Raw genomic sequence first — 21398 nt, forward strand, 5'->3', positions numbered from 1 at the left:
TAAATATTAAAGTTTATATCATCTGTTATATTTCGTCTATTCCTCCTCCTGTTAGTACTCCTGATTCTACGTGGTCTGGTGAGACTAGCATGTCGTCATCCATTTCTTCGTTTACACATGCAGTTAATGATCCAAATAATACAAGGGCTAAGGCTGTAAGTTTTAATGTTTTCATAGTGATAAAGGTGTTAGAGTGATTTTTAAAAATTAGTTATCTAGTGATATTATCTTTTATATTTCGTCTATTCCTCCTCCGGTTAGAACTCCTGATTCAACGTGGTCTGGTGAAACTAGCATGTCGTCATCCATTTCTTCATTTACACAAGCGGTTAATGATCCAAATAATACAAGGGCTAAGGCTGTAAGTTTTAATGTTTTCATAATGATAAAGGTGTTAGAGTGATTTTTAAAAATTAGTTATCTAGTGATATTATCTTTTATATTTCGTCTATTCCTCCTCCGGTTAGAACTCCTGATTCTACGTGGTCTGGTGAGACTAGCATGTCGTCATCCATTTCTTCGTTTACACATGCAGTTAATGATCCAAATAATACAAGGGCTAAGGCTGTAAGTTTTAATGTTTTCATAATGATAAAGGTGTTAGGGTGATTTTTAAAAATTAGTTATCTAGTGATATTATCTTTTATATTTCGTCTATTCCTCCTCCGGTTAGAACTCCTGATTCAACGTGCTCTGGTGAAACTAGCATGTCGTCATCCATTTCTTCATTTACACAAGCGGTTAATAATCCAAATAATACAAGGGCTAAGGCTGTAAGTTTTAATGTTTTCATAATGATAAAGGTGTTAGAGTGATTTTTAAAAATTAGTTATCTAGTGATATTATCTTTTATATTTCGTCTATTCCTCCTCCGGTTAGAACTCCTGATTCTGCGTGGTCTGGTGAGACTAGCATGTCGTCATCCATTTCTTCGTTTACACATGCAGTTAATGATCCAAATAATACAAGGGCTAAGGCTGTAAGTTTTAATGTTTTCATAATGATAAAGGTGTTAGGGGGATTTTTAAAAATTAGTTATCTAGTGATATTATCTTTTATATTTCGTCTATTCCTCCTCCGGTTAGAACTCCTGATTCAACGTGCTCTGGTGAAACTAGCATGTCGTCATCCATTTCTTCATTTACACAAGCGGTTAATGATCCAAATAATACAAGGGCTAAGGCTGTAAGTTTTAATGTTTTCATAATGATAAAGGTGTTAGGGTTAATTAATGATTTTAATATTTTGAGTTAATTATAATGTTTACATCGTTTTAATGAATTCGCCTTTCAAAAAATTTAAAATTTCGAATGGAAAAACAGATTTTTTAATCACAACTAAATGAATTAGTTACACGGCTAATATATGCTAAATTTAACATAATATCCAAGCACTTAAAAGACAAAATGCAAACTTTATCGATGAATTACATTAATTTATCCTTTTTTATTAACAATCCATATTAATTCAAAATAAATTATGCATCCATTATTCTTTCTAATTCACTGACTCCTATATCAATACTTATTTAGAGTTTATTATGATAATTTTTGGGACTGAAAAAGTAACGCTTAAATTATTGAAATACTGTTGGGTATCTAGGTTCTTATTGATGAATCAGCTTTGAAAACAAACTTAACAAAACCTACAGTAGACACTTTAAATCGAACTAATTATACATTAATTTTAAAATAAAACTGTTAAATTTAAAACTCGTAATACCAAAGAATACTTTAGCAACGTTACACAACATAGAATCATTTAATTTATTAGCTTATACTTTTAAATCTTAGTGCCTCGCTTTGATAAATTTTAAGTTAAATATTTATTTTATTACATCAATTTAAATTAATATTGCACTCGTGTTTAATGAGTTAGAGCATATATGAAAAAAGAAAACGCAAAACGTCTACATCAAAATTACAAATATCTTCTTGTTGTCATTGTAATAATCGGTTCTTCAATACTAGGAACCAAAACCTTAGCAAAATACAAAGTGAATGCTAATCATTTAGCTTCAAATAGTGAATTTATAGGAGATTTAAACAGTTTTGCAGACGACAATTACTCCAGCTTACCATTTACTGCACCTGCAGAAGATTTTAGACCTTTAGATTTATACAAAAACGATTTTTTCTCAGCTTCACTTAAAGAAGAACTATTTAAAAATTCGAATTGGAAACATCTTATTCAAAGCAAAAAAATGGCTGTTGGCGTTATCGATTTAACGAATCCCGAATCTCCAAGATTTGCAAACATTAATGGAGACGAGATGATGTATGCTGCTAGCTTACCTAAAATTGCTGTACTATTAGCCGCAGAAGATGCCATAGAACACGGCGAATTAAAAGATACGCCTGAGGTTAAAAGTGACATGCGCTTAATGATTAGCAAATCGAATAATCAAGCGACTACGAGAATGATTGACCGCGTTGGATTTCAAAAAATTGAGGATGTTTTAACATCAGAAAAATATCATTTATACGATAAAGATCAAGGTGGCGGTTTATGGGTTGGAAAACGTTATGCCGCAGCAGGCGCAACTAATAGAGAGCCTTTAAAAAATTTAAGTCATGCTGCGACAGCAGAACAAGTTTGTAGATTTTACTATTTAATGCTTCACGGAAAGCTTGTAAGCCCAAAACGTTCTAAGCATATGTTAGACATGATGGAGAATCCAGAGTTACATCATAAATTTGTAAATACACTGGAAAAACTAGCTCCAAACGCTCGGTTATTTAGAAAATCTGGATCTTGGAAAAATTGGCATTCAGATTCTATTTTGGTTTGGGATGCTGAAAGAAAATATATACTAGTAGCTTTAATAGAAAATGAAAATGGAGAACAAATTATTCGTAATTTAGTAGACCCAATAGAAAAAGCTATAAATATAAAACCAAATGCAACTATTAAAACCAGTTAAAACCTACCTACTTAAGGTTTTTGACTTAAATGAAAATGAGTTGCAAAAAACGCTGTTATTACAGCTGAATATATTTTTACTCATAACTACACTACTGGTAGTTAAACCTACAATAAATTCGTTATTTTTATCAAGACTTACAGCCAATGCATTGCCATTGGCTTATATATTTACAGCTATATCTGCCGTAATTGGCTCCTATTTTTACAACCGCTTTTTAGAACGTTTTCCTTTAAATAGGGTTATTGAACTTACTATACTGGGGTGCTTGTTCACACTTATTGCTTTTGGAATCGCCTTAAATCTTAAAGTAGATTTGGGATATTTATTATACATTCCTTACATCTGGGTAGCCATTTATGGTTTACTAACAACTTCTCAATTTTGGATTTTAGCAAACTTAGTTTACAACATTCGTGAAGCAAAACGCGTATTCGGATTTATTGGTGCTGGTGCCATTGCAGGAGGTATTTTTGGTGGATATTTAACTTCTGTTTTAACTCGTTTTATAGATTCTGAAAACTTATTATTTGTTGCCGCTTTTTTACTGTTTTTTTGCTTACCAATAACGCGATTTATTTGGAAAAAAAATGTAATTGAAAAAGGTTTAACTCCTAGAAAACAAACACACGCTCATAAAGGAGAATCTGCGATACAACTCATTAAACAATCTAAATTACTTACACTAATGGCATTTGTTATTGGCCTAAGTGTTTTGGTTGCAAAATTAGTAGATTATCAATATAGCCATTTTGCTTCAGAAATGATATTAGACCCTGAAGACTTAACGTCTTTTTTCGCATTTTGGTTTTCAACACTAAGTGTTGTTTCCTTGCTTATTCAATTGTTCTTAACCAAATATATAGTGGGGACTTTTGGAGTAGGGAAATCGTTATTATGGCTGCCTTCTGGTATTTTATTAGGCTCTATTGTCTTACTTTTTATTCCAGAATTAGGAGTTATCGTCTTCATAAAAATTATAGATGGAAGTTTAAAACAATCTGTTAATAAATCGGCTACAGAATTGTTATCGATTCCAATTCCTATGGATGTTAAGAAAAAGACTAAAACTTTTATTGATGTTGTAATAGATAGTATCGCTACAGGATTAGCGGGACTTATTTTAATATTCTTTATAAACGGATTAAATATTCATTCTATTTATGTAAGTATCATAACCATCTTATTAATTATAGTCTGGATTGTTCTGATATTTAAATTGCGTGTAGCCTATATTGATGCTTTTAAGAAATTAATAGACACGTCTTCGTATAAAGACCCCGATAAATCAAAATTAAAAAAAGAAGAGCGTCCTGTAAAATCGATAATTCACAGTATAAAAGATGTCTTTGAAAACGGTTCTAAAAACCAAATCATTCATATGTTAAATAGAACTTTAGATGCTCCCGACGAGCGTTTATTTAATTCTATAAAAGGTTTACTTAATCATGAATCGGATAAAGTAAAATCTTTAGCTATTGAAAATTTATACTTCTTAAAAACCCAAGACCTTTCGGCTGAAATTGAACCTTTAATTTACAATCCCGACCAAGAGTTAACCACCAGCGCGTTTCAATACTTAATTCATAAACGCAAAGACAACACTCTAAAAATATTCGAATCGTATTTAAATAACAACGACGAGTCTATAAAAAACGCTACTCTAATCGCATTATCTTTAGAACTTAAAGACAATCCTATTTTACAAAATCATTTTAATGTTAACCGCTGGTTACAAAAAGCGATTGATGATTGGAGTACTTCTTCGGACACGGATTATAAATCCACTAAAATAAAAACGATTTTAGAAGCCATTGGTAATATTCATGCTAAGCCGTTTTATTATATTATTAGTAATGAACTTCAAGGCACAGACCTTAGTATTGTAAATGTCGCATTAGAAAATGCTGGAAAAACTAAGGATCCAAAATTTACAGACGCCATAGTAACTTGGCTTTCTAAAAAAGAAACAAGAAAGCAAGCTATTGCAGCACTTCATGAATACGACGAGGATATTATTGAAGAATTGGTACAAAAAACTAAAGATGAATATTATGATTTACCCGACGCCAATATTATTCCGTCTGTAATTGAAACGTTTCACTCTCAGAAAGCCATACATGCTTTAATTGAATTAATTGACACTACCGAACATTCGGTAACTATTGAAGTGATAGATAGTCTTAAATATTTAAAATGGAATTACCCATCATTGAAAATAAAAGACGCCTTTATAATTGATAAAATATTAGACGAGTGTCAGGTTTACCAAACAACCTTATCCTCTATTCATTCTCAAATCATTGTAAATTACAAAGAGAAACATGATCATATCAATTCCAAAGAAGTAGAGGAAGCTCGAAACGGATTGATGCGTATTCTTGAGCAACGTTTAGACCGTCAATTACACCGCATATTTAAATTTTTAGGCATTAAATATCCACCAAATGATATAGACCCTATTTTAGATGTAATTATTCATGGTGAACAAGAACAACGTATTAATGCCATCGAATTTTTAGATAACATTTTAGATTATCATTTAAAACGCGAACTTATACCGATTGCAGAATCTGCCTTTTTGCATAATGAGCTTTCTAGTGAAATCATTAAAAAATTAGATTTAAAAGTATACTCGGAAACAGAATGCTATAAAATTTTATTGCAACGACAAGATTTGAAAATAAAGCATGCCGTGTTGTATTTAATAGAAAAAGTGAATAACAAAACCTTTATTCCTCTTGTTCAAATGGTATTAAACGATCATAGCGAAAGCATAAGAAACCAAGCCAAACAAACTCTAGACATTTTACAACAAGGTAATTAATCGTCTTGTTCATCATCCATAATCGCATCAATTTTAGAAGCTAACATTAAATGGTCGTAAGCAGAATTTTTGTGTAATACATTAGACATTAAACAAACAGCATAACGCGTTCCGTTAGGTTTTTCTACAACGGCAACAGAGTTCATATAATTATAAACATTTCCAGCATAATCGCCACACTTCCCTTTGTCTTTATCACATTTATAAAAACTTCCTGACTTAAAATATACAGCAGAACTATCTAAACGTTTTGAGGCTGCGTAACGAATACGTCTATCCGTCATATACAACAAGCGTTTCATTTCCAGGCTAGACGCTTCGTCTACAATCTCGCCTTTTTCAAGTGCGATTACAAACTTTATTAATCCAATTGGCGTCCCTATACTTCCATCTCTCCCAGGAATATAATTCCCTGCTCCGTTAGTAAAAAACTTACCTAAACGCCATTCTTCTTCAGTAATTCCGAGTTCTCGTAACGGTTCGTTTACTAGGTTTATCGCCATTTCGGACAATTCACTTTTAGGCGTTTTTTTAAAATAGGCTTCACCTTCTTCAAAAGTTAATTTCGGATACTCACCCTGAAACACATGCATTAATACAGCTTCTCTCCAAACCACACTAGCGGCTCCGTTATTGCTAACAGAAACCATATTGTCCAACCATTCGTATAACGTAAATTCGTCTGTAGCACGAATGGTTCGTTTAACCAAATTCTGCGTGTCTAAATCGTAAATAGGAACTGTATGATGGTCATACAATGCCCAATTTCCTGCTTTAACTATTTTATCTTTTAATAACTGACGACGCTCTTCGAAATCGCCTCCTGGTAAAATCTGACATAATTGATTAAAAAATGCTGACAACACCACTAATTTCCCAACACTACCTGGCTGATAGCCTACAGACTCACGATGTTGCGCATATCGGATAGGTTGCCCTTTAGTCATATCTAACACAGCTATAGAATAGTTTTTATCCAAACCTCTAAATAATTGTTCTATACGCCCCTGAAGCGCTTCATCTATTTGAGGAACAGCTCCGAGTTCACTTTTTCTATCTTTTAAATTTAATCCGATAGAGTCTAAAGGTCTAAAAGCGCCTGGTGGAATACGATGACTTTTAATCTCACCGCTTTTTACACGTTCTAAATAAGCCAAACGTTTAATTCCCGTTAAGGCATAACCATCTATAGGATAAAAATGATTAGCTGTAAACCCGAAGGATGCTAAAACAACAATAAGTAAGAGTAATTTTTTCATAATTATAAGGCGGTGCTATTAGAAATCTTTTTAGACAAATCGACTTTTGGGGTAATAGATTCGAGATAGGTTGAACTTTTGGCTTTTTTATTCTCAACAAACGGACGCACTTGAAATAACCATAACTTATCCTCTTTAAAACCAAGTTCTACATCGTATGGCCCTTCAATACCTTTTTTCTCCATTTTTTCAACTAATTCTTTACTAAAGGCATTTACTGTTGCTATTGTTTTAGAATTAACAATCGGAGTTTCGAAAGTCGTTCTGTTGCGTTTCGTACCTCCTGTGCTGGGCAACGACAAATAAGACGGTTCGCGAGATGGGGAAATTAAATGATGATTGCCATTATTTTTAATGGTCCACGTTTCTGCAGCTTGCCCGTCTACAGCGCCACCAACACCGCGACTAAACGCTACGGTAATTTCGTCTGTGTTACCAGAAGAAACTCCTTTGGTAATCATAACTCCGGAAAAATCGTTGTTAACTCCAGGAATAACTACAATAGAAGGATATACATTCTCGGGATTAGTTAAGTATTTCTGACGCCATTTAAAGCTACGTTCTGTATATGGCGATGCCCAAACGGTTTTAATACCTTCAATAATTTTGTTGCGTTCTAACACATTAAATAATGTTAGGTTTAAACCAGCGCCTGTAAAACTTTTTAAATCTTCCATATTGGTATCACTTCTTAAAAACACAGAGGTTTCACCCAATTCTGTTCCTAAAACAGATTGAAAGTTCCCTTCTAAATCTGAAATAAAACCATCTAGAAGTGGCATCTCAATGATTAATTTTCGCAACTTACTTAACTCTGTTAGCTGAAAATTTTCAATATCTTTTGCTGGTTTGCCATCCTTTTCCATTTGCCTAGCATCATTAAAAATGCTATTTAAATAGTCCCAATACGTTGTGGTTTCGTTTGGAATGGTTTGCTTCATATGGTTTAAAAAGATTCCGAACGGTATTACAAATCCTTCAACCACATGGTCTGGAAAGTTTTCTTTTAATTCTCCTAAATTAGCAGCTTTTGGGCCGCAATAAATTCCTGAAGATTTGGCATTAACTTCTCTTAGATTTAAAATGGTAGTCCTGTCTAATCTTATTTTCTCCACAGGAACAGTAATCATATCATGTGTTTGTTCTGTTTTCGAAAATAAAAACTGTTCGTCTGCTGTCATCTCGCTTTCTTGCTTCATAATCACCGTTCCTTTATTCGACACGGCATAAAAAACAACTTCTCCAGAGTACTTTTTAAATTCACGAATATTATCTGATGAAATTGCCGCATTAGGTATTCCTAAATTACGAGCAAGTAATTGTACATGCGATACTAAATTCCCTTCAGAAACGGTTAAAATACCTGCTATAGGTTTTAAATCTGATGGCGGTCTATCGAAAACGTAAATATTATTAGGGTCCACATCCATGCCCTCACCAGAACCTTCAACAACCACTAATTTCCCTTTGGCATAACCCGGATTTAAACCGTGAATATGACTTTGATTATCTAAATTTAAAACACGATTACTTAAAGCCGATTCGGCAGAAATAAACGTGCCTAATTTCCCGATACTATTCCCTAACGGAAGCGCCACAGAACCCCGAATTCTATCGTCTAAAAACCCATGAACCAAAGGTTCGAATCCTTCATAAAGCGTAACAACATCACCGAAAACAGCACTATTTTTTCCTGTTCCCCACTCCAATTGTTTACGCGCTGCTTCTAAAATTGAATGTAACGTTTCTAATGTTAATTCTGAATTTTCAGTTTCTGCTAAATAGCCATTTATCTCTTGCCATTCCCATAGTTCTGTATATCCAGACGCTGCAGATGCTGTACTTAAGTAACACACTTTACCAATTAAATCTTCTAATGTGTCTGCAGGATAATCACTAACTTGTTTGGTAATTAACAACTCCAATTTCAAAGATAAATCGAATAAAGCTAAACGGCCTTCTGCTGATTTCTCTTCTAAAATATTCTGACGAATAAACCACATAATTTCTGCAGAGCCTTCAATTTTAGTCGCTGTAGTTTCTGCTTGGTAAACGGTTATAAATTCATTTAACTTCGTTTTAATTTCTGTATTTGTAAGTGCCGAAACATAAGCCGATAAACTTTCAATATGTACCGGCTCGAAATAATCACTCATAGTGTCTACCAATTCGTCTAATTGCTTATTTAAACCAGGAGTTAATTTACTTGCTTGACTAGCTTTAAACTCTTTCACCTTTTCAATATCCGATGGTTCGGGTTGCCCATGAATTTTAATTCTTAAATTCATGAAAGGCTCGAATTCCTCTGCTAAAACTTTAGATTGACTACGCATAAGTTGCGCAACATTTGTATCTTCAGAATGCGGAATATCTTTAACCGCTTGACGAATTAAATAAAACTGCTTTGCGATATAGTCGTCGTTTTTAAGTAACCAAGAAAAAAAGTCTTTTCCCCAAGCTTGCTCATCCTCTACTTGAATGGCTCCTCGATAATATTGTGAGCGTCTGTGAATCCAACCATCATCTACCGATTTCAAATATTTTTCAACGATATATTGTTTTAAACGCGATTGAGCATTGGTCTGATCCCAAAAATCTGCTTTCGCCGTAGACGCCAAAATTTGTCCTAAATACACATGGCTTTTTTCACCCAAAGCGATAACATTGTCCTTGTAACGGGCATGTTGTACACCGCCATCCTCACAAGGTTCTTTTGGCATATTAATAGTACCATCGTCGCAAAACCAACGAATATCGCGATACGGGCCTCGAATATCTTTTTTAAAGTCTGAGATATATTCCTTTATTCTGGAATTATCTATTGCCGATTTATCTTGTGCATAGACCGCACAAGTAATTAAAAAACAAGCAAATGAAACAAATAATTTGTTCATAATAAGTAGAAATGGTTTACTACGAAAATATATAAATCTCGGTTAATAACTTCAGAAATTAATTAAAAATTTAAAATTCTACACACCTCTTAAAACACACTTAATGAATACGTTTAATTTGAAATAAGCATGCCTGAATACTAAGAATAACACCTTCAGTTTTTTTATTCTGCTACTTTTTCTATTTTTGAAAACTACTCTAAAAGACATTCTAAAAATGCCTATTCTTTCTAAACTTTCTCTTATTGTTTTTCTATTATTTTTCTCAGGAAATATCTATTCTCAATTTAACGATAAAAAAATGGGTAGTTGGTATATGTATGCATTTAATGCCGAACTAACCGATAGCCAATGGGGTTTTCAAGGAGATATTCAACATAGAAACTGGAATGTTTCGGGCGATCTAGAACAATTACTTTTAAGAGGTGGCGTACATTATACACCAAAAAACAGCAAGATTAAAATTACTGCAGGATATGCCTATATTCAATCTAGTTATTACGACTCTAGCGAAATACAAAACCATGAAAACAGAATTTACCAAGAAGCTAAAATGCCACAAAAATTAGGTGGGCGTATTTACTTAGGTCATCGGTTTCGATTTGAGCAACGCATGGTGCAAAATCAAGATTTCAGAACCCGTTTTAGATATGCATTTAGTATAGATGTACCACTTAACAATAGATTACTAATACCTAAAACATGGTATATTTCGGCATATGACGAAATATTTATTAACGGACAAAAAGATATTGGGAATAACAAGCAAGTTGATCTTTTCGATAGAAATCGCGTGTATTTTGGAGTGGGTTATATTATTTCACAACATTTAAAAAGCACCTTTGGAGTTCTTAGACAAAACACTTCTACCTGGAGTAAAAACCAATTTGTATTGAGCTTATTCCATCATATCTAATTGTTATAGACATCTAAATATATTATTTATTACACCAACAAAGGCTGGTTGGTAAATTATTCCACCACTTTTTCCACACGTTCAACAGTATCTTGAATGGAAAGCGTTAAACGTACAATGCTATTTTCTTTTGCAAATAAATCGTGAGGCACATTAGAATCTAATGTTAAAAGGTCTCCTTTTTTTAAGGCATGAGTTTGTCCGTCCACACCAAAATCAATTTCACCTTCAAACACTTCAACAACTATAGGTTTTGGGGCTTTGTGCTCTTTCATTAACTGACCTTTCTTTAATAAAATCCGTATTTCTTTACTAAATGCCGTTTGTAGAAGCACACTAATAGCCGGCTTATCGGCGTTATATTCTAAATTATCGTATAAATTATTTGTAGTCATAGTTAATGTATTAAAAGGGTTTGTTTGTGGAATACTGCTTTTTACCGAAGATATTAAAATTTAGTTACAAACTTATTAGCTTAAATCTTTAATAACTACTCAAATTAGCCTTTCAGAATGATTACATTTGATTCAATTTTGGTTCAATATTGATTTAGATTGAGTTAATTTTAGTAAAATAATTATAATATTTTTGCGCCTATTCAACTTTGACTTTGGAAGAACAACAACAAAAAAAAACGAAACTATCTACTAGGCTTAAGATTTTTAAAATCTTAAGAACCATTTTCATCGTCTTTTTTGTCCTTTTTCTAAGCATCGTGCTATTTATAAGAAGTCCGTGGGGACAAAATCTTATTGTAGATTATGCGACGTCTTTCGTATCAGATAAAACGCAAACTAAAGTCGAAATAGACAATCTTTTCATCACGTTTGGTGGCGATATAAAATTAAAAGGATTGTATTTAGAAGATACCAACGGAGATACTTTAGTCTATTCTAAATCTGTTGAAGCCGATTTACCATTATGGCCAGCCATTACAGGAAAAGGCATTGGTATAGAAGATTTAGATTGGGAAGGTTTACGTGCTAATGTGATTAGAAAAGATTCTATTTCTGGTTATAATTTTCAGTTTTTAATCGATGCATTTGCCACTTCAGACACCATTCCAGTACCAGAGACAGAAGCACCAAGCGACCCTTTAAACATTATTGTTGGAGCTATTCATTTAAAAGATTTTAATATCGTTTTTAATGATGCCGTTTTGGGTATTGATAGTCACTTTAAAATTGGTCAAGTAGAGCTAGAGTTCGATACGTTCGATTTAGACGCCATGGATTTTAGGACGTCTGAAGTTCTCGTTTCTAATTCCGACATCAACTACATTCAAAGTCCTGTGCCTCCTTCTAAAGATACAACAACTACAACTTTACCCTATCTGCTTTTCGAAGATTTTAAAATTGAAAACACAAAAGCACACTACATTGCACTCGAAGATGGTATTGAATTAAACACGTCCATTTCTAATTTTTATATTGAAGATGCAACTATCGATTTACCTAAAAGTAAATTCACTATTGATGATATTGGTTTAAAAGACTCAGACATTGTTTTTCTTACAACAACTAAGGATTCTGAAGCCAATACTGAAAACACATCGACTTCCATAACTAAAATAGAATGGCCAGCATTTATAGTAGACATTAATGCTATCGACCTAAAAAACAACAGTATAAAATACGCCGTTGATAATGCAAAACCTGTAACAAACACGTTCAACGCCAATGCAATTAACCTGAGTGATTTTATTTTAAATGCCGAAAACATATATTTAAAAGACCAAACCGCAGGATTAAATTTAGTTGCTTTTTCTTTTAATGAAGCGTCTGGTTTACATCTTAAAAAAGGGCAATTAAAAATTGAAGCTACAGACAATTTCTTAACACTTACCAATTTAGACATTGCACTTAACAACAATAAAATTAAAGGAGAATCTCGTTTAGATTATCCAAACCTATCAGCATTGGCAAATGCACCACAAGATTCTAAAATAGACTTAAAAATACCGGTTATACAATTAGATGTTAAAGACGCTTATCGTTTTCAACCCGATTTAAAGACCAATCCGTATGTAGATAGTTTAAGTAAGAAATTGGTAACAGGAAAATTAAATGCTAGCGGATATTTATCTTCAATCGCATTACAAAACACCGATTTAAATTGGGGAAAGACGACACGTATTTCGGCAACCGGATTGATTGAAAACGCCACCAATCCCGATAGTTTAAAATTAAACATCTCTCCGTTTAAAGCCCAAACTCTAAAATCAGATTTACTTCAGTTTGTAGACGAAAAAGCATTAGGCCTAAGTTTACCAGATAGTATTGTGTTATCGGGAACTCTTGCAGGTACTTTAACAGATATTAAAACCAAAGCAACATTAACCTCTTCTCAAGGTGCTGCTAACCTTACCGCGAGTTATAAAGACAATAATGGATTGGCCTTTACATCGGACTTAGAGATTATTGACTTTAAATTACAAGAACTTTTACAGAATGAAGATTTAGGTCCTTTAAGTGTCACCCTTAACGCTAATGGTAGCGGAAAAACCATAAACGATTTAGATGCGAATTTAGACGCCATGATTTCCAGTTTTAGACTGAAAAATTACGACATTATAAACTTGCCTATAACAGGTAGTATTGAAAATGGTAAGGGTCGTATTACATCTGCTTACAAAGACAAAAACATAAATCTAGATTTAAACACAGAACTTGTTTTAGACAGTATTTCTCCAGAAATAATCGCCGATTTAAATATTATTGGAATCGACTTTCAAGCACTCGGCGTTGTAGAAAAAGACATTAGGGCAGGATTAAAATTACACGCAGATTTTAAAGGTAATGCAGATAATTTCGACTTAAAAAGTAGTGTAAACGAAGGCACTATAGTTTACGATAATAAAACCTATTTACTTGGAGATATTATAGCCAACGCTCATGTCGATGTAGATACGACCTATGTGAGTGTCACTAATAAATTATTGAGTTTAGAACTAGCATCTAACGCCAATCCGGAAACATTTAGCAACGCTATAGACCAGCATATTTCTAGTTATTTTAATGTCGATTCTACCCATACAACCTCTGCTAAACCTGTAAAGGTAAAACTACGAGCCAAACTAAGTGATTCACCCATAATAAGTGATGTATTTGTTCCTAATCTAGAAAATTTAGATACCATAGATATTGCTGTAGACTTTAATCAAACTGAAAAACTTTTAAAAGCCAACATTTCGGCACCGCATATTAATTACGGAGGGAACGAAATAGACAGCTTGGCTTTTACTTTAAATACGGATGTAGAAAAATTCAATTTCGACCTTGGTTTTAATGAAATTCTTGCTGGACCTATTCAGATAAAAAAGACAAATTTTAATGGAAATCTACTAAATAAAGAGATGGATTTTACAATGGTTTCTTATGATGAGGCTGATGTGTTGATGCAGTTAAAATCTAAAATCAAAAGAGAAGACAAGCAATTAATCATTCATGTATTACCAGAAAGTCTCATCTTAAATAAGGAAACTTGGCAAATACCAGACGACAATGCATTAACGTATAGTACTAATCTTTTAGAATTTGAACATTTCAAATTTAGTAATGCCAACAAATCAGTAACTTTTTTAAGTGCTACTGCAGAACAAAATGCTAAAGATGAAATTTCTATAAATTTTGAAAACTTTAAAATTGAAGACTTTCTCGCCTATTTAAATCCTAAAAAGGAATTAGCTCAAGGCCAACTAAACGGTATGGTTACTGTTCAAAATCCGTTTGAAAACCGCGGATATATCGCCGATTTAACGATAAACGAACTAAATGTTATCGATACAAATTTTGGAACCTTAACCCTAAAAGGCGATTCTAAAACTGCTAATAATTACACCTTTAATCTTTCGACAAAAGATGGTGATGCCGATATCGATATTATAGGAGATTATACCGCTATAGAAACCAATGCGAATTTAAATGTCAATTTTGCCATTAATGAATTTAAGATGAAAGCCATCGAAGGACTTTCGCTTGGAGAAATTTCTGAATCTTCTGGAGCCTTTAGCGGAACCTTTAAAATTGACGGCGCTTTAGATAATTTGCAGTACGATGGCGATTTAGTGTTTAAAGATTCAAAATTCAAAGTCACTAAACTAAATAGTTTTTTCGTTTTAACTAACGAGACTTTAAATATCGATAATAGCGGTATTAGCATGTCTAATTTTACTATAAGAGACGAAGATGAAAGTGCTTTTGTACTCGATGGTAAAGTAGGAACTGAATCGTTTACAAATCCAACATTCGATTTAAAAATTAACGCAGACGATTTCCAAGTTTTAAATGCTACAGAAGAAGAAAACGATATGGTTTATGGGTTCGTGTCATTTAATGCTAACGGCACAATTAAAGGCGATTTAAATGTTCCTGTAATTAAATTAGATGCAGATGTAAATCCTAAAACCAATGTAACCTATGTTATGCCATCGTCGGCAGTAAATATCGAAGAACGTGACGGTGTTGTCCTTTTCGTAAATCGCGACAATCCCGATGCCATTTTAAATAGAACTCAAGAACAACAATCTACAGTAACAGGAATAGACCTACATACTAACCTGTCCATTACCAAAGAGGCCGTTATTACATTAGTTTTAGACGAGTCTACGGGAGATAATTTTCAAACCTCTGGAGAAGGCGATTTTGTATTCACTATGGATACTAACGGCCGCATGAACTTATCTGGTGTATATACCGTTTCTGGTGGACATTACGAAATGAGTTTATACGAGGTTGTAAATCGTAAGTTCGAATTAGTTTCAGGAAGTAGAATCTCATGGTCTGGAAATCCTTTAGATGCTACATTAGATGTCAGAGCATTATACAATATAGAAACCTCAGCATCTTCATTAATGGCGTCTCAAACATCTGGCTCCGACCCTACAACTCAAAATAAATACAAACAAGTATTACCTTTTGAAGTGTATTTAAATATAAAAGAAGAGTTATTACATCCTAAAATTACCTTCAACTTAGATATGCCCGAAGAAGAACAAGGTGCTATTAGCGGACAAGTTTACGGTACACTTCAGCAGGTAAATCAGGATGAAGGAGAACTAAACAGACAAGTATTTTCTCTATTAGTCATGAATCGTTTTTATCCAGAATCGGGAAGCGATGGTAGCGATGGTGGTTTTGCCTCTATAGCCAGAGACAACTTAAACGACGCCTTATCTGACCAGTTAAATATGTTTTCGGATAAACTTATGGGAAACTCTGGATTAGAATTAGATTTCGGATTAAACAGCTTTACAGATTATCAGGGCGACAGCTCAGAACAGCGTACACAACTAGATATAGCGGCTCAGAAAAAATTATTTAACGACCGTGTCATTGTGCGTGTTGGAAGCGCTGTAGATATTGAAGGAAGCGATCCTACCGGAGAAGAAGCGCCTTTAATAGGCGATGTAAGTTTAGAATATTTAATTACTCCCTCGGGAAAATATCGTCTAAAAGCTTTTCAGAAAAACGAATTCGAATCGGTAATCGATGGACAAACTATTGTAAGTGGCTTAGCATTAATTTTCACTCAAGAATTTAATGAATTTCAAGAACTATGGGATGCGATGTTTAGAAAAGAAAAGGAATTGGCTGAAGAGAAAAAAGAAGATGAAAAAGCGGAATTAAAATCAGAAAACATTGATTAAATATACTCACATAAAAAACACTCGCAGAGGTTTATTGCTAAAGAATAGGTTGAGCGCCGTTGCTTTACTTTTATTGTTTTTTATCATGGCATCTTGTAGTATTAAAAAGCATATTCCAGAAGATGAATTACTTTATAGAGGAGGCGAAGTTAACATAGAAACAGACTCTATTATTGCGGAAGAGGAACAACTTCAGGATGAGTTAGAAGCCATATTAAGACCCGAACCAAACACTAAATTTTTAGGGGTTTACCCGGGACTATATTATTACTATATAAACCAGCGTGAAAAACCTGGCTTTATAAACAAATGGCTCTATGAAAAGATTGGAGAAGAACCTATTTACGCATCGGATGTTAAAACATACGAAGTAGACGATATCATAATAAACAGACTAGAAAATCACGGTTTTTTTTACAGCAGTTCGGCTTCAACACTAGATAAAAATGAAGACGACAAAATAGCTAAAGCTATGTATTCTGTTTCCATAAAGCAGCCATATACCTTAGCAAGTTATCAATTAGACAGCTTACAAGAACCCATATACACTAGCATTCAAAGGAGTGTTAATAGATCAGAATTTAAAAAAGGTTTACGATTCGATTTAGATTTTCTAAAAACGGAACGGCAACGTATCGACCATCATTTAAAGAGCAAAGGCTATTACAATTTTAATTCCGATTTCTTAATTTTCGAAGCAGATACCACACGTTACAGCTCTAGACAATTCGATTTATATTTAAGATTAAAGAGTGGTGTTCCCAAAAAATCACTTGTGCCTTATAGAGTAGAACAAATCAATATTTTTTCTAATTACGATATCGAAAATGATTCTATAACAAATGATACAATCCGATTTAATAATAAAAACTTTATCGAAACGGAATCGTATTTCAATCCAAAAGACTTAGACCCATTTATAACGCTTAAAGAAGGTGATTTTTACAATCCTAGAGCATCTAGAAACACAGCAAGACGCCTTTCTACAATCGGAACTTACAAATATGTTAATATTCAATATGAAGAAAAAGATTCATTATTAACAGATTCTACAGCCGTATTACATGCCAATATTTACTTATCGCCTTTAAATAAACGGTCTTTAAAAGCCGAGTTGCAGGCGGTCACAAAATCGAATAGTTTCGCTGGGCCTGCTTTAGAGTTTTCGTACAGCAACAGAAATTTATTTAAAGGTGGTGAAATTTTTAGTTTAAGCACCAATTTAGGGTACGAATTTCAAATGGGAACGGATTCGGACGAGCCTAGCGCAAGTAGTACGTCTATTGGTATAAAAGGAGAAATTTTATTTCCTAAAGTGCTTTTTCCGTTTAAAATTAGCGACAGCTTCTTCGACTATTCTATTCCAAAAACAAAAACCAGTTTGAGTATCGATTATTTAAACCGATCAGATTTATATCGCTTACTTTCTGGAACTGCAGAATTTGGATATGTGTGGAATGAAAACAAGTATACGACCCACGAACTTAATCCGATTTCTATAAACTATAATAACTTAATTAAAACCACTCCTGAATTCGACATTATACTCGAGGACAATCCGTTTTTACAGGAAAGTTTCGACCAAGAATTTATTGCTGGATTAAACTATTCCTTTATATATAATGAGATGGTCGATGTGAATAAAACACATCAAATTTATGTTAATACTACTGTCGATATAGCAGGAAATGTGGTAAGCTTATTTGGTAAAGATAATTCAGATTCTAAAACAGAAACCTTTCTAGGATTAGAGTATGCGCAATACGCCAAATTAGATGTCGATTTTAGATATCACTTTAATTTTAGCAACGACCAGAAAATAGCCACAAGACTCTTTGCGGGATATGGATTACCATATGGAAATTCTGAATTAATGCCATATATTAAACAATACTATTCTGGTGGACCAAACAGTATTAGAGCATTTCGAATTCGTTCTTTAGGACCAGGAACTTATGAAGGTGTAGATGATGGTACCTACAACGATTTTGTTGATCAAACCGGAAATATTCGATTAGAAGCTAACTTAGAATACCGTTTCCCGCTCTTTTCATTCTTTAAAGGCGCTCTATTTACAGATGCAGGAAACGTTTGGAATTCTAAAGAAAATGATGCTTTACCTGGCGGAAAAATTAGCTCAGATTTTATGCAACAATTAGGAATAGGTGTTGGTGTCGGAATTCGTGTAGACGTACAAGGTTTTGTAATTCGATTCGATTTCGCAGCACCCCTTCACGATCCTACCTTAAAAGATGGAGAACGCTGGGATTTTCAGTATGACGAAACGCGATTTAATTTCGCTATTGGTTATCCGTTTTAATTCCATCTACAAACTTAAAATGGTTTAATATAAAAACAGAAACTAAACCATACTTAATCACTAAATTTGCATTCTAGTTTTTAGGTATGACACACAATTTTGAATTAAGACACGTTAACGTTACACGCTACATGATGGCGTTACGAGAAGGTGGTTCGCTACCTGCTTTAGCCGAAGCCGACGACGATTTTAAATACGTTTTAAAGTTTAAAGGCGCAGGACATGGCACCAAGGCATTAATTGCCGAGCTGATTGGCGGACAAATAGCCAAAGCCTTAAATTTACAATTACCCGAATTGGTTTTTGCGCATTTAGACGAAGCTTTTGGGCGCACAGAAGCCGACGAAGAAATTCAAGATCTTTTACAAGGTAGCCAAGGTTTAAATCTCGCTTTACATTTTTTATCTGGAGCCATTACTTTCGATCCTGCAGTTACTATTGTAGATGAAACCTTAGCTTCTAAAATTGTCTGGCTTGATGCTTTTATCACTAATGTAGACCGTACATTTAAAAACACCAATATGCTCATTTGGCATAAAGAACTTTGGCTAATAGACCACGGTGCATGTTTATATTTTCATCATTCCTGGAGCAACTGGGAACAATCGGCAAAAAGTCCGTTTAAACTCATTAAGGACCATGTTTTATTGCCACAAGCTTCAAAAATAAAAGCTGTAGATGCCGAGTTTAAAGCACTTTTAACTCCTGAACTATTAAAAAGTATAGTTGATACTATACCTGATGTATGGTTACAATGGGAAGATATAAACGAAACTGCAGACGACATTCGTAAAGTGTACTTTAACTTCCTAACTACTCGTCTAGCCCATTCTGAACTATTTGTAAATGAAATTGAACATGCAAGAGCTTAAATTATACGAATATGCCATAATTCGGGTTGTTCCGAAATTAGAGCGTGAAGAATTTATAAATATTGGTATTATACTGTTTAGTAAACGCCATAAATTTATAACGGTTTTACACGCTATTCCTACTGAAAAAATAAAACTATTTTCTGAAGATTTTGATATTGAACAACTTCAAAAAAACATAAAAGCTTTTGAAGCTACGGCCGATGGAACAACAGCTGGTGGCCCAATAGCAGAAATGGATATTCCTTCTCGGTTTAGATGGCTAACAGCGGTTAGAAGTTCTGCCATACAAACCTCAAGACCACATCCTGGCATGTGTCATGATTTAGAAAAAACGGCCCAACGTTTATTTGAAGAATTAGTTTTATGATTTTATAATACGATGCATTGCATTACCATTTAATGCATTTAAGCTAAGATGGTTGAGAAGTAATATTTAAGTTTATGTCTATTAAAAAAACTGAATATTATGGAACCTAAAAGCAGAAAAAATAAAGAAAACAATTTAGATACAGCCTTTGTAAAAGAAGAAAACAATCCTACTCGCGATTATATTTTTCAAAAAGATAAAACCACAAAACGTACTAGTCTTGTTGTTATTATTTTTCTTTTAATACTCATTGCGGCTGTGGCAATTACTGCTATATTTTTAAACTAATTTTACAAATATAGCTACATTTATACTATATAATTACACCATCTTTTCTACACATTTAATGATGGTTTCCTGAAACCTATTAAAATTGAATGATTTTTAAAAAGGACTAGAAGTCAAACTGCTTTAAAATAAAAAAAGCATCCCAATTTTCAAGTTTGAAAAAAGGAAAGCCTTTCATTGGTTTAACAACTTAAACCTTAGATAAACATTACATTTATCTAACAACACAACTATCGTGTATTGCATAAAAAAAGCCTCAATTGCTTGAGGCTTTTAGCAATATTGCGGTCTGGACGGGATTCGAACCCGCGACCCCCTGCGTGACAGGCAGGTATTCTAACCAGCTGAACTACCAGACCGTTGCGTTATTGCGAGTGCAAATATACATCCCTTTTTTATATTACAACTATAATTATTGAAAAATTTTAATATTTAAATTAAGTATTAAAAAACGAGAATCATAATACAATATAAAACAACTAATTACAATAAAAACGTTGCGATACAAAGTCTATAATTTCTATGATATACGGGTAATATCTCAACATCTCTTCTAGATAATTAATATAACAGCTAAATCACGACATCTCCCTAAAGTGTTCGAGTGGAGTCGAAAACAAAAAAACGCATTATTGAATTTAAACCAATATGCACTCCACCTAAAAAGTAAGTGAAATTAAAAAACAGTTTGATTGTATCCTAAGTCAAGGATTATCATAAGAGATACATGACTTTGCTTAAATACCATTTAAATTTACGGTATTTAATCTCTAAACCTCTCTTCTATATTATTAGCAAAACAGTAAAATCATGATATCTCTCTAGGATGTTCGAGCGAAGTCGAGAACAAAGAAATATAGATTTTTTTCTGTTTAGATAAACTACAATATATGCATAAACACAACTAAGAGGAATAATCCAAAGTAAATCAACATGAAAACAAAATACCCATAAAATAAAAAAGCATCCCAATTTTCAAGTTTGAAAAAAGGAAAGCCTTTCATTGGTTTAACAACTTAAACCTTAGATAAACATTACATTTATCTAACAACACAACTACTTTGTATTGCATAAAAAAAGCC

Annotated in this window: 17 protein-coding genes and 1 tRNA gene; 8 read left to right on the forward strand and 10 right to left on the reverse strand. The window is 33.4% G+C overall.

The features are described 5' to 3' along the window. Positions 1 to 25: 25 nt before the first annotated feature. Genes BN863_RS18540 through BN863_RS18565 form a run of 6 tightly spaced genes read right to left on the reverse strand, consistent with a single transcriptional unit; the run spans position 26 to position 1205 of the window. The gene (locus BN863_RS18540; RefSeq protein ID WP_158409041.1) at positions 26 to 175 is read right to left on the reverse strand and encodes a hypothetical protein; all 150 of its coding nucleotides are present in this window, start codon (positions 173 to 175) and stop codon (positions 26 to 28) included. Between the two features lie 56 nt (positions 176 to 231). Next, positions 232 to 381, reverse strand: a complete 150-nt coding sequence (locus BN863_RS18545; protein WP_158409041.1) for a hypothetical protein — start codon at positions 379 to 381, stop codon at positions 232 to 234. A gap of 56 nt (positions 382 to 437) precedes the next feature. Further along, on the reverse strand, positions 438 to 587 hold the full coding sequence (locus tag BN863_RS18550; protein WP_158409041.1) for a hypothetical protein: 150 nt from the start codon (positions 585 to 587) through the stop codon (positions 438 to 440). Positions 588 to 643: 56 nt separating this feature from the next. Continuing rightward, positions 644 to 793, reverse strand: coding sequence for a hypothetical protein (locus BN863_RS18555; RefSeq protein ID WP_158409043.1), 150 nt, complete (start codon positions 791 to 793; stop codon positions 644 to 646). A 56-nt stretch (positions 794 to 849) separates the two neighbouring features. Beyond that, positions 850 to 999, reverse strand: coding sequence for a hypothetical protein (locus BN863_RS18560; protein ID WP_158409044.1), 150 nt, complete (start codon positions 997 to 999; stop codon positions 850 to 852). A 56-nt stretch (positions 1000 to 1055) separates the two neighbouring features. Beyond that, on the reverse strand, positions 1056 to 1205 hold the full coding sequence (locus BN863_RS18565; RefSeq protein ID WP_158409042.1) for a hypothetical protein: 150 nt from the start codon (positions 1203 to 1205) through the stop codon (positions 1056 to 1058). A 680-nt stretch (positions 1206 to 1885) separates the two neighbouring features. Here BN863_RS18565 and BN863_RS15815 point away from each other — a divergent pair. After that, on the forward strand, positions 1886 to 2923 hold the full coding sequence (locus BN863_RS15815; RefSeq protein ID WP_084817564.1) for a serine hydrolase: 1038 nt from the start codon (positions 1886 to 1888) through the stop codon (positions 2921 to 2923). Continuing rightward, the gene (locus BN863_RS15820) at positions 2901 to 5750 is read left to right on the forward strand and encodes an NTP/NDP exchange transporter (RefSeq protein ID WP_038532205.1); all 2850 of its coding nucleotides are present in this window, start codon (positions 2901 to 2903) and stop codon (positions 5748 to 5750) included. The genes BN863_RS15815 and BN863_RS15820 overlap by 23 nt, the downstream gene beginning before the upstream one ends. Here BN863_RS15820 and BN863_RS15825 read toward each other — a convergent pair. Next, entirely contained in the window at positions 5747 to 7009 is a 1263-nt protein-coding gene (locus tag BN863_RS15825) for a serine hydrolase (RefSeq protein WP_038532206.1), read from the reverse strand. The genes BN863_RS15820 and BN863_RS15825 overlap by 4 nt on opposite strands. A gap of 2 nt (positions 7010 to 7011) precedes the next feature. Further along, a complete protein-coding gene (locus BN863_RS15830; protein WP_038532208.1) occupies positions 7012 to 9903 on the reverse strand; it encodes a PEP/pyruvate-binding domain-containing protein in 2892 nt (963 codons plus the stop codon). Positions 9904 to 10090: 187 nt separating this feature from the next. Between BN863_RS15830 and BN863_RS15835 the strand changes: the two genes are divergently transcribed. Next, the gene (locus tag BN863_RS15835; RefSeq protein ID WP_197539162.1) at positions 10091 to 10819 is read left to right on the forward strand and encodes a DUF2490 domain-containing protein; all 729 of its coding nucleotides are present in this window, start codon (positions 10091 to 10093) and stop codon (positions 10817 to 10819) included. Positions 10820 to 10875: 56 nt separating this feature from the next. Here the strand turns inward: BN863_RS15835 and BN863_RS15840 are convergent, their stop codons facing one another. Then, complete coding sequence (locus BN863_RS15840; RefSeq protein WP_038532214.1) at positions 10876 to 11214, reverse strand: cupin domain-containing protein; 339 nt, start codon at positions 11212 to 11214, stop codon at positions 10876 to 10878. A gap of 320 nt (positions 11215 to 11534) precedes the next feature. On the opposite strand from BN863_RS15840, the gene BN863_RS15845 reads away from it, so the two are divergent. The 5 genes from BN863_RS15845 (at position 11535) to BN863_RS15865 (ending at position 20316) form a co-directional block, all read left to right on the forward strand. Next, on the forward strand, positions 11535 to 16466 hold the full coding sequence (locus BN863_RS15845) for a translocation/assembly module TamB domain-containing protein (protein ID WP_242404044.1): 4932 nt from the start codon (positions 11535 to 11537) through the stop codon (positions 16464 to 16466). Positions 16467 to 16539: 73 nt separating this feature from the next. Then, on the forward strand, positions 16540 to 18786 hold the full coding sequence (gene tamL, locus BN863_RS15850) for a translocation and assembly module lipoprotein TamL (RefSeq protein WP_449404104.1): 2247 nt from the start codon (positions 16540 to 16542) through the stop codon (positions 18784 to 18786). 86 nt (positions 18787 to 18872) lie between these two features. Continuing rightward, positions 18873 to 19658, forward strand: coding sequence for a HipA family kinase (locus tag BN863_RS15855; RefSeq protein ID WP_038532217.1), 786 nt, complete (start codon positions 18873 to 18875; stop codon positions 19656 to 19658). Further along, entirely contained in the window at positions 19645 to 20028 is a 384-nt protein-coding gene (locus BN863_RS15860; RefSeq protein ID WP_038532219.1) for a DUF3037 domain-containing protein, read from the forward strand. The genes BN863_RS15855 and BN863_RS15860 overlap by 14 nt, the downstream gene beginning before the upstream one ends. A 99-nt stretch (positions 20029 to 20127) precedes the next feature. Next, positions 20128 to 20316 (forward strand): hypothetical protein, encoded by a 189-nt coding sequence (locus tag BN863_RS15865; protein WP_038532220.1) that lies wholly within the window; start codon positions 20128 to 20130, stop codon positions 20314 to 20316. 285 nt (positions 20317 to 20601) lie between these two features. On the opposite strand, the gene BN863_RS15870 is transcribed toward BN863_RS15865, so the two are convergent. Continuing rightward, a tRNA-Asp gene (locus BN863_RS15870) sits at positions 20602 to 20675 on the reverse strand. Positions 20676 to 21398: the final 723 nt, after the last annotated feature.

Origin of the sequence: Formosa agariphila KMM 3901 (genome assembly GCF_000723205.1) — a bacterium.
GTDB lineage: Bacteria > Bacteroidota > Bacteroidia > Flavobacteriales > Flavobacteriaceae > Formosa > Formosa agariphila.

Coding starts and splice junctions, on each gene's coding strand:
- BN863_RS18540 (WP_158409041.1), bottom strand. CDS start 175: ATGAAAACATTAAAACTTACAGCCTTAGCCCTTGTATTATTTGGATCA.
- BN863_RS18545 (WP_158409041.1), bottom strand. CDS start 381: ATGAAAACATTAAAACTTACAGCCTTAGCCCTTGTATTATTTGGATCA.
- BN863_RS18550 (WP_158409041.1), bottom strand. CDS start 587: ATGAAAACATTAAAACTTACAGCCTTAGCCCTTGTATTATTTGGATCA.
- BN863_RS18555 (WP_158409043.1), bottom strand. CDS start 793: ATGAAAACATTAAAACTTACAGCCTTAGCCCTTGTATTATTTGGATTA.
- BN863_RS18560 (WP_158409044.1), bottom strand. CDS start 999: ATGAAAACATTAAAACTTACAGCCTTAGCCCTTGTATTATTTGGATCA.
- BN863_RS18565 (WP_158409042.1), bottom strand. CDS start 1,205: ATGAAAACATTAAAACTTACAGCCTTAGCCCTTGTATTATTTGGATCA.
- BN863_RS15815 (WP_084817564.1), top strand. CDS start 1,886: ATGAAAAAAGAAAACGCAAAACGTCTACATCAAAATTACAAATATCTT.
- BN863_RS15820 (WP_038532205.1), top strand. CDS start 2,901: ATGCAACTATTAAAACCAGTTAAAACCTACCTACTTAAGGTTTTTGAC.
- BN863_RS15825 (WP_038532206.1), bottom strand. CDS start 7,009: ATGAAAAAATTACTCTTACTTATTGTTGTTTTAGCATCCTTCGGGTTT.
- BN863_RS15830 (WP_038532208.1), bottom strand. CDS start 9,903: ATGAACAAATTATTTGTTTCATTTGCTTGTTTTTTAATTACTTGTGCG.
- BN863_RS15840 (WP_038532214.1), bottom strand. CDS start 11,214: ATGACTACAAATAATTTATACGATAATTTAGAATATAACGCCGATAAG.
- BN863_RS15855 (WP_038532217.1), top strand. CDS start 18,873: ATGACACACAATTTTGAATTAAGACACGTTAACGTTACACGCTACATG.
- BN863_RS15860 (WP_038532219.1), top strand. CDS start 19,645: ATGCAAGAGCTTAAATTATACGAATATGCCATAATTCGGGTTGTTCCG.
- BN863_RS15865 (WP_038532220.1), top strand. CDS start 20,128: ATGGAACCTAAAAGCAGAAAAAATAAAGAAAACAATTTAGATACAGCC.